Here is a 12,528-nt window from a genome sequence, read left to right on the forward strand (position 1 = left end):
GCCCGCGATCCCTCAGCATGCAATTTAATCCAACACCAATTGCCAATTATGCTTTGCTTCCGAATAAGGTTTCTACACTTGCGTCCACTTGCTGGAGAAAAACACACTAGCCCTTATCGCACAACGCGGAAATAACCGGTCAGTCTGTTTCTTCTACGACACTGATTGAAGGAGCAAATAATCACCAAAAAACCCAGAAAATCATCTATTACCGGGTTTTGATACTTCCCCCACCAGCCTACCCACCAACCTGTCCAGCTTCACGCCATTTGATCCCTTGATCAGCACCGTGTCTCCATCCTTGAGCCACTGATCCAGATCATCTGCCAGGGAATCGACGTTTTCAAACCATATGCATCTGTTTTCAAATTGATTAGAGAAAACAAGTTTGGCCCAGAGAACTTTCATCAAATTACCGCACAGCAGTATCCGATCTGGCTGTAGCACCTGTAGAGGCTCGGCCAACTCACGATGGTAGTCGGCAGCATTATCACCAAGCTCCAACATATCGCCAAGAATCAGGACTATGTTCGAGCTTGCCGCTCTTGACTGCATTGAGCTAATGGCCATTTTTACCGAGAGGGGGTTGGCGTTGTAGGAGTGGTCAATGATGGTAATTCTTTTGCACAGGTACACAATTGAATGCACTTTGCCGCGGCCGTCAACGGATTGAAACCGTTGCAACGTAGGCAAAAAATCATTCACGCCCTTGCCGAGAATTTTCCTCACTGCGATACAGGCCAGGCTGTTCAGCACCATGTGCAGGCCTTCGGCCTGAAGCCTGTAGGCACAAACCGTACCATCGCCTCCTATCACCGCCCGGACATTGCCGGAAACCGGGTCATACTGCTCGAGGCGCACATCTGCATCCTCACCCGTGCCATAGGTCATGACATTGAGACCACGTGCCTGGGCGCGGTTTCGTAGATAATCGAAATATTCCGTTTCGCGGTAAAGGACAATCCAGCCGCCTTCCGCCACTCCCTCCATGATATTCCCCTTACGCCGCGCCACATAGGCCAGGCTCTCACCGGGGGGCAGGTGTGACGGTGCGATATTGGTGATCACCGCGATGTCTGGCCGCACCAGTTTGATATGTTGAAAACCCGGCGAATTGATGGCACTGACGGCAGTCTCCATAACAACGAGATCGGTGGTTTCCAGCGTATTCGCCAGCAAATGCAGTATGCCGCAGCGGGAGTTGTAATTGTTGGCGGCGTTGGTCGCTACGCGGCTGTCTGCGGACATGGCCTGCGCCAGCATGCCGCACAGGGAGGTTTTACCCGCACTGCCGGTTATGGCCACCACCTTGCCAAGCAGACGTTGCCGGCTGGCGACACCCAACTCCATCAACGCGCCCAAGGGATCGTCCACCTGCAGCAGGGGCAATGTAGGGTCCAACCCGTCGATGGGGCCGGCAATGATCGCACCATCAATCTGTGCCTGTATCTTCGGCACCCTGGCATGCATGTCCCAGTGCTTGCCCGACAACTTACTGAAAAGTTCATGCTTAGCCGCCATACGGGCGTCCGTGGCCACAAACATCCGGGGTCTGGCGCGCTCTTCACTCAGAAGAAAGGTTGGTTTATTTGAGAGCGCGCGGATATACCATTCTGGCGGTGGCTCCTGCAGCCACCTGCCCCCCGTGATTTTCTGAAGCTGTTCCGCAGTCCACAGCCTCTCGTCAGGGGCACCGACAAGCTGATCCTTAGGAAATACCCTGTACTGCGGAGGAAAGGCGCGCAAGACGGCGAACGCTTCCCGGGGGTTGAGAGCAAACTTCGCAGAAACCGGCAAATAAACCCGATCAGTCACAGCCGCCGCCGCCTTCAAACGCACAGAAAGCTGTAGCGTCGCATCCTGCCAATGTTTAATGCTTGGTGGGCGCAATGCATACTGATCACGATAGATAGCACCCCTCTGCCATCGGCTGGTTGGCCACATCCAATCACAGGGATCGTGGTCGCATGAAGCGCCCCAATGGCCGAGCCTGGAATCTGATTCGGGATGCGCCTGAAAGTCCAGCCGCCAGTCCTCATCCGTTGTCTCCACCAATCGCCAATAGGACTCAATAAATAGAGAACCGCGTCTGGTGAGCTTTCCGGGCGACACCTTTACGCCAAGCAGTTCCAGGGGGCCCAGCCGGGTCGGGGTTTCAAGCTTCGCTTCTTCCGGAACGCCGTCGGCAAGCCAATCGGGCCGCGGTTCGCCCAATGCAGACATGGGGAAAGATGACTTCACCCCGTCGTCCAGCCCAGACTCCAGTTCGACTGTAAACTGAGTCGCTTTTCCCGTCGCGCTCCGCTCACCGGGAGCGAGGGCAAGGATGCCCTCGCTCTCACCCAAGCTTGTCAATTCCGTGCCCAGGTTGGCGCATTTTACCGAAAAGCGCTCAATGGCCTGTTTGGCATTTACCCCCGACAGGAGAGTCGTGCGGCAAAAGCCGATATCTACCGGGTGGAATCTGACACGGCTGACTCCTGCTTTATCAATATCCAGGGAAAAGACGCCAGAGTCCGTACTTTGTCGCTGGATTGCATCGAAAAATAAATCCCCGGCATCGTGAATAATGGGGCGGGAGCGATATACCTCAATCCCTTGCAGCATGTGTGCCGAGGCGCCGAGCACAGCATCGGCGCCGGCATCGATGAGCGCGTGTCCCGCAGCGATTTTAGCCTTGCCGGGTGATGCCTTATTGTTGGCCCCCCAGTGCACGGCCACCAAAACGACATCTACCTCTTGCCGGGCGGCCTGAAACAGAGGTGTCAGATTGGCTCGCCATTGGTCCGGGTTGTCCAAGGAGAAATAGGCGTGCCCAGGAGTATCCCCGGTAGCGGCGAAGGATGACTGCGTCGCGTCAATGGAAAAAACAGCAATGCCCAGATCACCGACTCGTCGAATAACTGGCCGCAGGGCGCTCTGCAAATTGGCGCCAGTGCCAACGGACCCGATACCTGCTGCATCGAGCCATTGCGCCTGCTCCAGAAGAGCTTCCGGGCCGTAGTCTCCACTGTGATTGTTTGCCGTGGCAACGATATCAACACCGCCATCCAGCAATGCTTGCAACATTTCCGGTCGCGCCCGGTAATAGTATGAAGCACGCTCACCCTTATCAAGCCCCGGTACTCCGCTGGTGGCTACCACGCACTCGAGATTGACGATACCGATATCGGCATTCTGCAGCGGCGTCAGCCCGCCCATTCCTGCGGAGACCTTCCCTTCACAATGGCGATAATGAAAACGACGCCCCAAGTTAACATCACCACCCCAAGCAACTGTCACGCAACCGCTTGACCGCCCCCCTCCCAGAGTTCCAAACCCCATACTTCGCTCCTTCCCCCGACTTCTGAATATTATCTTCTGAGACGCGCAGGCAGACAATTTGCACATACTTCCTACAACTTACGGGTGGTTATCGCACCTCTCCTGTTGCCAGATGAAATTCCGCTGACTGTTGCTCAAAAAAACAACCATCATGGGATTACTGAGACATGATCATTATTTTTATTCGCGGCTGTAAATTGTTTATTCAAAGATCTTCTGAGGAAAAACTTATTGTTCCATTGATGCCAACGCCTCTACCGGGAACTACTCGTCATCAGCAAACACAGAGCCAGTGATCTACAATCGGTCATGCGACTACAGGGAAGCAGAACAATGCAACGCGATTACCAGCCGCTATACTGTCAGGGCATAGATGCGGCTCAACTTGGCGTTACCCGCCTTGAGCGCTAGAGGAGAGTAAAATGTTTTTATCGTTATTGGGCATCACATTTGCGGTTTCACTGGTTGTGTGTTTTGTCGTTTCAAAATTATTCGCAAGGCCTATCAAGGGGATACTTGAACGAATAGTTGCCAACGATATCGCCTATGCCTGGACTACCTATCTGAAATTTGCCGTCTATGTGGTAGGTATCTCCGGCGGTGTTCGCATTCATTATCTTGAGAATTTTCTGCGAGAACCAACGGAACATTTCACCCCACCTGCGTTGACCTCTGATCGCTGGGTGCTGGAAATCTACCGAACCATTATCGAGTCATTGCAATCTATTGCATGGATGCTGCTCGTATTTTTTGTATTCGCCTTGATTGCCTACGTCATCGTTCGTGTATTCGGGCAACGTTCAAAAAATCAGGTTTCTGCCGATGATCAAACTGAACTATAACTAGTATTACTTCTTGTGTTCGGCACTGGACACGGGAAAGCAGTACCCGTTCAGTGCCGGTTACTGAAGCGTTAGCTGTATCACGACCAACATTTCATTCAACAATGGGGTATTTACTATGGCAATGGGATCAGCAAGCACAATAAAAGTAATCGGTATTATCCTTCTGGTTGTGGGCGCCGGACTGGCACTTTGGGGGTATCAACTGTCGGAGTCCATCGGTTCGGAAATAACCCAGGCTGTTACAGGATCGGAGACGGATAAGGTCATGACGCTCTACATTGCCGGTGCTGTCAGTTTTGTTGTGGGCTTATACCTTTTCATTAAAAATTAATTCTGGAGGCAACTATGGATATCATTAGCTTAATCATCTTTTTAGCCGTAGGTGCATTGGCTGGCTGGCTTGCTGGCAACATCGTAAAGGGAAGCGGCCTTGGTCTGGTCGCCAATATTATTGTGGGCATTATTGGTGCTGTACTGGGTGGATTTTTGTTCGGATTGCTCGGCATAACAACAGGCGGCCTGATAGGTTCTATCATTATGGCCACCATTGGCGCTGTTATTCTGTTATATATCGTCAGCATCGTTAAGAAAGCCTGACTTGTTCCAACAAACCTGACAACAGAATGGGAAAACAAATTTCCATTGAAGTCGCTGACAGCATCCAGCAAGATTGACCGAGGAACATCGCAAAAGGAGGTAATTCCGATGGCAAGGCAACCAGCCAAAGTTAAAATCAGGAAGTAATCATCCAGCTGAACATTCGAGCCTGTGTAAACAGGCTCGAATGCCCAACGTGAGAATAGAACCATGGACTGGAGCACACTCCTTGCCGGGGCGCTCATTGGCGGCCTGATCAGTTACGTTATCGACAAACTCCTGACATTTATCGAAAACCAGACGTTCATCCGGCTCGCTTACAAGGGTGAATTCTATTCATACCGCTACGCCACCACAGATACCGACAAGCTCGTTTCCCACAGGTGGAAAATTGCACGGAAATTAAACGGCTCCATCGGCGTGACAATTGAGGAGCTCAATCATGAAAACCCCTTCAAATATAAAGGCGCTATCAGGGTAAAAGACCGGTTTATCTATGTGCATCTGCGCGGGATAAACCACTCCGAGGAAATGTTCTATATCTTTCCGGAACCCATAGACAAGAAAATTACCGCAATTCGGGGTGTGCTGGTGGCCATCTCCATGGAGGGCAACCCCTGGTCAGGCAACGAAATTTTGGTGAGCGAGCCCCTCTCGCCACAAAAAGCCGGAAAGTTACTGGCTGAACGCACCTAGGCTGCCAAGAAAAATACCGCCTCTTTTCAGCCTTTGCGTATCTGGACAATAATCGCTTTACTCGCCCCTCTCGATATTTTTGGCATCAGATTCTGGCAAACAGGCTGAAAGCACCGATTGCGGATGGTTACGAATCCTTTAACTCCCGGCGCAACATTTCCAGCGCTTCCTGCATTAGTTCCGGCTCCAACAACGGCACTGAAATGTCGACCCCCCTGGCCAGCACCTCGGTCACCACTTTCAGGGCCTCGACACGGGCAAACCATTTTCGATTGCCGGGAATCAGGTGCCAGGGGGCGAAATCCGTCGAGGTTTTATCCAACATTTCCTGAAATGCCTGTTGGTAGTCATCCCAGTGATGCCAGTTACGAATATCTTCGCTGGTAATTTTCCACTGCTTGCGTGGATTGCGCAGGCGTTCTTCAAAACGTCGCATTTGCTCAGTTTTGCTAATCACCGGCAACAGTTTGACGACCGGCACCCCATCGTCGTGAAGCATCCGCTCAAAATCATTGATTTCGGCATAGGCTCGTTGCCAGGCGGATTTACTGCAATAGCCCTCGATACGCTCCACCAGCACCCGGCCGTACCAGGAGCGATCGAAGATCGCAATGGAACCCGACGAAGGCAGTCGCTGCCAGAAGCGTTGCAGATAGTGCTGTCGAAGCTCCTCCTCACTGGGGGCGCCGACCGGCCAGACCTGCACGCCCCGCACATCCAGTGGTTGCGTGAGTCGACGGATAATACCGCCCTTGCCGGCACAGTCTGCCCCCTCAAGCACAATCACCGCACGTCGGCCCTGGGTGTAATAGGCCAGCTGGATTTGCAGCATTTTTTCCTGCAACTTGCCCAGCAGGTGTTTGTATTCGTCCTTGTCCCTGAGCGCCTGGTCCGGATCAACATCACTGAGCTGGATGCCGTCGCCCACAGGGTCAATCGACGCCCTCATCGGTCTGTGCCTTTTGATTTTATGGTCATGGCGGGTTTCACCTGTAGTCGGCTTTGAATTTACTGGCGGTATGCCTCATACCGTAACCAGACCATTGCTGACGTCTGACGCTCGACAGTTTGCACGACGACGCCAGGCTCGATTACAGGCATCGGTTTATTCCTGCCAACCGGCGCGCACCGGCATTCTATGTTCTTTGTAGTCGAAACCGGCAGACCAGGCAATGGCCAATGGCTCTGCCCCTGAATTTTCTGTCCCTGAACATCCAAATTTTCCAGCCATGTCCCGGCAATCGCCGGACTTCAATAACTGGAAAACATGGCGCACCTTGGTCTACAGTAGACGGGGCGGCCCCGCAACAGCAGTTTCGAAGGCCGCCGGATTGCCGTCCGCGCAGGTTGGTCGGGCTGCCTGAACCATCAAACACTGGACGAGTCCCATCATGCCCCCTTTTACTACGCAGGAATTGCAGTCGGCCATCGCGGAGCTGGATCAGGCGATTTTCAGCCACGAACAATGGTACAAAAGCCTGCTGCGCATCCTCATTTCAAGGGTGCCGGCGGAACCGGCCGACCTGAGGCCGGATGCGCACCAGCACTGTCGCTTTGGGCAGTGGTATGGAAATGTCTCCACAGCCATACTCCGGGACCATCCTGCCTTTATCTCACTCGGCGATGCCCACGAAAAAATGCACGTCTATGCGCGCACCCTGCTCCAGCTTGTCTCGGATAACAAACCCGTTACCACCGGTCAGCTGGATCAATTCGAAAATGCCCTGGACAAAATGCGACTGGAGATCCAGTCGTTGCGACACGAGCTGTCAGAGGTTATCCAGAGCCAGGACCCCCTCACCGGGGCGCAAAACAGAGCCAGCCTGTTACCCTGGCTTCGCGAACAACAAGCACTGAGCCAGAGACGAGGGCAACACTGCGCACTGGCGATGCTGGATCTGGATCACTTCAAGCAGGTCAATGACAAGCACGGTCATCTCGCCGGCGACAGGGTGCTCATCTCAACCGTGCAATGCCTGCAGGCCATTCTCCGGCCATACGACCGGATATACCGCTATGGAGGAGAGGAGTTCCTGCTTTGCATGCCCGGCACAACGCCGGAGGAAGCGCGGGAAGTGGCCGAACGGATGTGTCATGCCGTTGCCACCCAGCGAATCCAGCACAACGGCTCCGATCACATTCTGCAGGTAACAGCGTCACTGGGTGTGGCCATGCTCGACCCATCCCGGTCCGTTGAAGCGTCCATTGAGGCTGCGGACAACGCAATGTACAGGGGGAAAAAGTTGGGGCGCAATCGTGTGGTGACAGAGTATTGAGTATTTTCTCCAGCAGACAGTGGCTCTCACAGACCGTATTGCCATTTGCCGCCCCAGCATGAACCCGGCGGGGTGCTTCTGACCCGTTTCAGTTTCCGCTACAATCCACGCACTTGATATGGCCTGTTCGCTGATTCTCCACAGGAGAGACAAACGGCTCCGCCCCTGCCGGGTATAACACCCCGATCGGCACTGGCAGGCACCACTCTTTTAACAAAAACTCAGGCAAGCATTCCATGGCCCAATATGTATACACCATGAACCGGGTGGGCAAGGTCGTTCCGCCCAAACGCCAGATCCTCAAGGATATCTCCCTGTCCTTTTTTCCGGGCGCCAAGATCGGCGTACTCGGCCTGAATGGTTCAGGCAAATCCACCCTGCTGAAAATCATGGCCGGACTCGACACCGACATTCAGGGGGAGGCGCGGCCGATGCCCGGCATCAAGGTGGGTTACCTGCCGCAGGAGCCGCAACTGGATCCCGACAAGGATGTGCGCGGCAACGTTGAAGACGGTGTCCGGGAAGCGGTGGATGCCCTGCAGGCGCTCGACGAACTGTACGCCGCCTATGCCGAACCGGATGCGGATTTCGACAAGCTGGCCAAGCGCCAGGGCGAGCTTGAAAACATTATCGAGACCTGGGACGCCCACAACCTGAATCACACCCTGGAAGTGGCGGCTGACGCCCTGCGCCTGCCCTCCTGGGAGGCCGATGTCAGCAAATTATCCGGCGGGGAAAAACGCCGGGTGGCCCTGTGCCGCCTGCTGTTGTCGAAACCCGACATGCTGCTGCTCGACGAACCCACCAACCACTTGGATGCCGAATCGGTATTCTGGCTGGAAAAGTTTCTCGAGGAGTTTTCCGGCACAGTGGTGGCGGTCACCCACGACCGCTATTTCCTCGACAATGTGGCGGGCTGGATTCTGGAGCTGGACCGCGGGCACGGCATTCCCTACGAAGGCAACTACACCACCTGGCTGGAGGCCAAGGAAAAGCGGCTGGAGATTGAACAGAAGCAGGAAGATGCCCACCAGCGCACCATCAAAAATGAACTGGAATGGGTGCGACAGAACCCGAAAGGTCGCCACGCCAAGAACAAGGCCCGCCTATCCCGCTTTGAGGAGATGAGTTCCCAGGAGTTCCAGGCACGCAACGAAACCAACGAAATCTACATTCCGCCCGGCCCCCGTCTCGGCGACAAGGTGATTGAACTGGAAAATGTCTGCAAGCGGTTTGGCGATCAGCTGCTGATCGACAACCTGACACTCAGTGTCCCGAAGGGGGCGATTGTCGGCATAGTCGGTGGCAATGGCGCCGGTAAATCTACCCTGTTCCGGATGATCTCCGGCAGCGAACAGCCCGACAGCGGCACCATAACATTGGGTGATTCGGTGAACCTTGCCTTTGTGGAACAGAGCCGGGAAAACCTGGATGACAACAAGACCGTCTGGGAGGCGATTTCCGACGGACAGGATATCCTGCAGATCGGCAACTACCAGGTGCCATCGCGGGCCTATCTTGGCCGCTTCAACTTCAAGGGCAGCGACCAGCAAAAGCGGGTCGGAGAACTGTCCGGCGGGGAGCGCGGTCGCCTGCATCTGGCGGACACCCTGAAACAGGGCGCCAACGTGCTGCTGCTTGATGAGCCTTCAAACGACCTCGACATCGAAACCCTGCGGGCGCTCGAAGAGGCGATTCAGAACTTCCCCGGCTGCGTGCTGGTGATCTCTCACGATCGCTGGTTCCTCGACCGGGTGGCCACCCATATCCTGGCCTACGAAGGGGACAGCGAAGTGGTGTTCTTCGAGGGCGACTACACCGAATACCACGAAGATCTCATCAGGCGCAAAGGCCAGGATGCCCAACCCAGGCGACTGAAATACAAGCGCCTGAAAACCTGATCCCAACCCCCATTCGCTGGTCAGTGGGGATTCATTCCAGCGCCCCGGGGTCACCCGGGGCGCTGTAGCTGTTTTCGGCAGGCTTTTATTGCCCACAGCCGACAAAGCCCCTATTCTAAAAACCCTTCGCCAATCCGGTTCATTCAGAGACAGGGGAACATCATGGGCGTGTTCAATTTTATTGTGCTCGGCCTGCTGGTGCTTGGCATCGGCTACGGCATCGTCATCTACAACAATCTGGTAGCCCTGAAGCATCGGGTCGCCCAAGCCTGGTCAAATATCGATGTGCTACTGAAACAGCGCTTCGAGGAATTGCCGAAGTTGGTGGAAACCTGCAAGCAGTACATGCAATACGAGCAGACTACACTGGAGCAGGTCATCAGCGCTCGCAACCAGGTAGCCACGGCGGCGCAGGATGGTGACATGCAGGCGCTGGGTATTGCCGAAACAGCCCTGCGCAGGGGACTGGGCCAGCTGTTTGCACTGGCAGAAAACTATCCGGAACTGAAGGCCAATGATTCATTCCGTCATCTGCAGCTGCGGATCTCAGATCTGGAAAACGCTATTGCCGACCGCCGCGAGCTCTACAACGAAGTAGTAAACCAGAACAATATCCGCATCGAACAGTTCCCGGACAGGCTGGTAGCCGGTTTCTTCAAGTTTGGCCCACACGACCTGCTGCGATTCAGCGAAGCCCAGATTGCCGATGTGGACATCAAGGGACTGTTCCATTCGTGATGTGGCGGCCCGCTATCCCCCGCAATGCCTTGCTGGTGCCAGGCTGATACCGCGTGGCCAATAACAGCCTGTTTTGTGCCGAATGCGTGGCAAACCTATCCACTGGGGAATTTTCCCTCTGGTTAACACTGGCCGTTGCTACTTCGTTGTTCTGTTTGTGGAAAAGCTACCGCCTGCTGAAACGCGCCCGACTGGTGGAAGACATGCCCACCTCAAAAATCCGCTCCGCCAGTCAGGGTTACATAGAACTGATTGGCGTCGCCACCCTGCAGGGCCATCCGCAACTGGCACCATTGAGCAGCACCCTATGCCTTTGGTGGCGCTACACAATCGAGAAATATCAGCGTACCGGCAGGTCCAGCCGCTGGAGTACGGTTGATAAGCGCGCCTCGAGCCGACCTTTTTATCTACGGGACACCACCGGTGTTTGCCAGGTAGATCCAGCAGGTGGCGATATCAGCACCCGGCACCGGCAGGTCTGGTATGGCAGTACCCGCCGCCCGATTGGCATCCCAAAACCCGCACAACTCAATAGCGGCTTTTTCAGTCTTAAAAATGCTATCTCGTTCGGCAGCCGCTATCGCTACACGGAATACCTGATCATGGAAGGCGACCCACTCTATACACTGGGACACTTCACGACGGATAGTACGGGCCAGAGAACGCTTTCGGCAGACCAGCTGGCTGGTGATATTCTCAGAAACTGGAAGACGGATTTTCCGGCATTGTTGACGAAATTTGATCGCAACGGTGACGGAGAACTTGACCTGAGAGAATGGCAAGTGGTGCGGGAAGCCGCCTTGGGAAAAGCGCACGAGCAACAGGCGGCGGCAGCAGGCGCACCACCCGATCATTTGTTGAGCCAGCCGGAACACAGCGGCCTGCCCTTTATCGTCAGCAGTGCGGAACAGGCTCACCTGAGCACAGGCTTTCGCCGGGGCGCGCTAGCCTACGCAGCGGGATTTCTGTTGGCGGGAATGCTGGCCACCTGGCTGATGACCAGCCGTTTAATCGGTTAACTCTCTAATAAAATATTGCCAGCCAGATCGTTTCGGTATCGGGATCGGTCCAGGCAACGCGGTGTTTGCGGTGTGCCGGAATGGCGGCAAAATCGCCCACGGCCATTTCCATTCGATCACCATTGTCGAACTCCAGCACACCCCTCCCCTGAATAATCACCACCAGTTCATTTTCCGGCTGGTCATACCAGAAGCCCTCAGGGGAACTCTGCCCCCTGGACACAATCCGCTGGATGCGAGTGAAGTCGGTAACAATCACGTCTTCAAAAAGCTCACCCAGTGTCAACACCGGAATGTTCGAAAACAGGTTGCCTACCATCACCTCGCTGTTGGTAGCCATCAAAGCCTCCCGTCACGTATTAACCGGCGGCGAACCCACCAGCGATAAAGTCTACTCAGGATCGGGCGCACCAACGGCAACCCGATCAGCCAACCGATGGGCTTCAACAGCGGAATCCTCGCCATCAGCAACCGGTAGGCGTCTATCTCTGAAAAGATATTGCCCTCTCCATCCTGCACATGCAACTCGGTGAGGGCTTTTCGTGGATCAATACCCGCCTCCCGCAATTGTGCTTCTGCAGCCGTAATATCGACCCAGCAGACATTGTCTCGCTCACCGGCCAGCTTTTCATAGGTACGGCGATCCCTAACGCAGATCGGGCAGGCACCGTCGTAGAATACCGTGAGTCTCTCCGTGGACGATCCGGCCCGGTCAACCATCCACGGCTACCGATTGACCGGACTCCATGTCCAGGGAACTCATTGATCTGACCCAGGGCTCAACGCCGGGATACTGCCTGGCGATGGCCCGCCAGGCCTCCCGTGCCTTGGCTGGGCTCTCAAAAGCGCCCCAGACCAGCAGCTGCCAGTGCTGTTTCTTGCTGTAGGACTGAAATTGCTGTACCCCAAGATCACCGAGGCGATGCCGGTCAACAAATAGTTCGAGCTGAGCGGGATCCTTGAAAGCCGCCAGTTGCAGGGTGTACGCCGGTTTTTTGGCATCAATGGACAAGTCACCTCCGATCTCGTCACCCAGCGCATAAGCGACCGGTTCTGCGACAGGGGATGGGGGCAACGGGGCGGATTGAGGCTGTCTCTTATACACATCTGACGCTGCCGACGAATAGAGAGG

12 protein-coding genes are annotated in these 12,528 nt (G+C 54.9%); 8 read left to right on the forward strand and 4 right to left on the reverse strand.

Annotated features, from left to right (window positions below; all coding sequences use genetic code 11):
- Positions 1-201: 201 nt before the first annotated feature.
- On the reverse strand, positions 202-3,282 hold the full coding sequence (locus tag QZ516_RS10420; protein WP_297189267.1) for a CapA family protein: 3,081 nt from the start codon (positions 3,280-3,282) through the stop codon (positions 202-204).
- Between the two features lie 464 nt (positions 3,283-3,746).
- Here QZ516_RS10420 and QZ516_RS10425 point away from each other — a divergent pair, with 464 nt between their 5' ends.
- From QZ516_RS10425 to QZ516_RS10440, 4 genes are all read left to right on the forward strand, one after another.
- Positions 3,747-4,166 carry a hypothetical protein gene (locus QZ516_RS10425; RefSeq protein WP_297189270.1) on the forward strand — a complete coding sequence of 140 codons (420 nt, stop codon included), beginning with the start codon at positions 3,747-3,749 and terminating at the stop codon, positions 4,164-4,166.
- Between the two features lie 124 nt (positions 4,167-4,290).
- Positions 4,291-4,500: a DUF3185 family protein gene (locus QZ516_RS10430; protein WP_297189321.1), complete on the forward strand. Its 210-nt coding sequence runs from the start codon at positions 4,291-4,293 to the stop codon at positions 4,498-4,500.
- 14 nt (positions 4,501-4,514) lie between these two features.
- Positions 4,515-4,766: a GlsB/YeaQ/YmgE family stress response membrane protein gene (locus QZ516_RS10435; RefSeq protein ID WP_297189273.1), complete on the forward strand. Its 252-nt coding sequence runs from the start codon at positions 4,515-4,517 to the stop codon at positions 4,764-4,766.
- A gap of 210 nt (positions 4,767-4,976) precedes the next feature.
- Positions 4,977-5,462: a hypothetical protein gene (locus QZ516_RS10440; RefSeq protein ID WP_297189276.1), complete on the forward strand. Its 486-nt coding sequence runs from the start codon at positions 4,977-4,979 to the stop codon at positions 5,460-5,462.
- A gap of 127 nt (positions 5,463-5,589) precedes the next feature.
- On the opposite strand, the gene QZ516_RS10445 is transcribed toward QZ516_RS10440, so the two are convergent.
- Entirely contained in the window at positions 5,590-6,411 is an 822-nt protein-coding gene (locus tag QZ516_RS10445) for a polyphosphate kinase (RefSeq protein ID WP_297189279.1), read from the reverse strand.
- Positions 6,412-6,853: 442 nt separating this feature from the next.
- On the opposite strand from QZ516_RS10445, the gene QZ516_RS10450 reads away from it, so the two are divergent.
- The 4 genes from QZ516_RS10450 (at position 6,854) to QZ516_RS10465 (ending at position 11,396) form a co-directional block, all read left to right on the forward strand.
- Complete coding sequence (locus QZ516_RS10450) at positions 6,854-7,738, forward strand: diguanylate cyclase (protein WP_297189281.1); 885 nt, start codon at positions 6,854-6,856, stop codon at positions 7,736-7,738.
- Between the two features lie 236 nt (positions 7,739-7,974).
- Positions 7,975-9,639 carry an energy-dependent translational throttle protein EttA gene (ettA, locus tag QZ516_RS10455; protein WP_297189284.1) on the forward strand — a complete coding sequence of 555 codons (1,665 nt, stop codon included), beginning with the start codon at positions 7,975-7,977 and terminating at the stop codon, positions 9,637-9,639.
- Between the two features lie 168 nt (positions 9,640-9,807).
- Positions 9,808-10,377 (forward strand): LemA family protein, encoded by a 570-nt coding sequence (locus QZ516_RS10460; RefSeq protein ID WP_297189287.1) that lies wholly within the window; start codon positions 9,808-9,810, stop codon positions 10,375-10,377.
- A gap of 53 nt (positions 10,378-10,430) precedes the next feature.
- On the forward strand, positions 10,431-11,396 hold the full coding sequence (locus QZ516_RS10465; RefSeq protein WP_297189290.1) for a GIDE domain-containing protein: 966 nt from the start codon (positions 10,431-10,433) through the stop codon (positions 11,394-11,396).
- A gap of 4 nt (positions 11,397-11,400) precedes the next feature.
- Here the strand turns inward: QZ516_RS10465 and QZ516_RS10470 are convergent, their stop codons facing one another.
- Complete coding sequence (locus tag QZ516_RS10470) at positions 11,401-11,736, reverse strand: cupin domain-containing protein (RefSeq protein ID WP_297189293.1); 336 nt, start codon at positions 11,734-11,736, stop codon at positions 11,401-11,403.
- Positions 11,736-12,116: a DUF393 domain-containing protein gene (locus QZ516_RS10475; RefSeq protein ID WP_297189296.1), complete on the reverse strand. Its 381-nt coding sequence runs from the start codon at positions 12,114-12,116 to the stop codon at positions 11,736-11,738. Before QZ516_RS10475 ends, QZ516_RS10470 begins: the two co-directional genes overlap by 1 nt.
- Positions 12,117-12,528 lie beyond the last annotated feature (412 nt).

Source organism: uncultured Porticoccus sp., from assembly GCF_913061305.1.
Lineage (GTDB): Bacteria > Pseudomonadota > Gammaproteobacteria > Pseudomonadales > Porticoccaceae > Porticoccus.

Bases quoted from the DNA above. Each gene is read 5' to 3' on its own strand.
- QZ516_RS10425 (WP_297189270.1), top strand. From the start codon at position 3,747: ATGTTTTTATCGTTATTGGGCATCACATTTGCGGTTTCACTGGTTGTG.
- QZ516_RS10430 (WP_297189321.1), top strand. From the start codon at position 4,291: ATGGGATCAGCAAGCACAATAAAAGTAATCGGTATTATCCTTCTGGTT.
- QZ516_RS10435 (WP_297189273.1), top strand. From the start codon at position 4,515: ATGGATATCATTAGCTTAATCATCTTTTTAGCCGTAGGTGCATTGGCT.
- QZ516_RS10440 (WP_297189276.1), top strand. From the start codon at position 4,977: ATGGACTGGAGCACACTCCTTGCCGGGGCGCTCATTGGCGGCCTGATC.
- QZ516_RS10445 (WP_297189279.1), bottom strand. From the start codon at position 6,411: ATGAGGGCGTCGATTGACCCTGTGGGCGACGGCATCCAGCTCAGTGAT.
- QZ516_RS10450 (WP_297189281.1), top strand. From the start codon at position 6,854: ATGCCCCCTTTTACTACGCAGGAATTGCAGTCGGCCATCGCGGAGCTG.
- ettA (WP_297189284.1), top strand. From the start codon at position 7,975: ATGGCCCAATATGTATACACCATGAACCGGGTGGGCAAGGTCGTTCCG.
- QZ516_RS10470 (WP_297189293.1), bottom strand. From the start codon at position 11,736: ATGGCTACCAACAGCGAGGTGATGGTAGGCAACCTGTTTTCGAACATT.
- QZ516_RS10475 (WP_297189296.1), bottom strand. From the start codon at position 12,116: ATGGTTGACCGGGCCGGATCGTCCACGGAGAGACTCACGGTATTCTAC.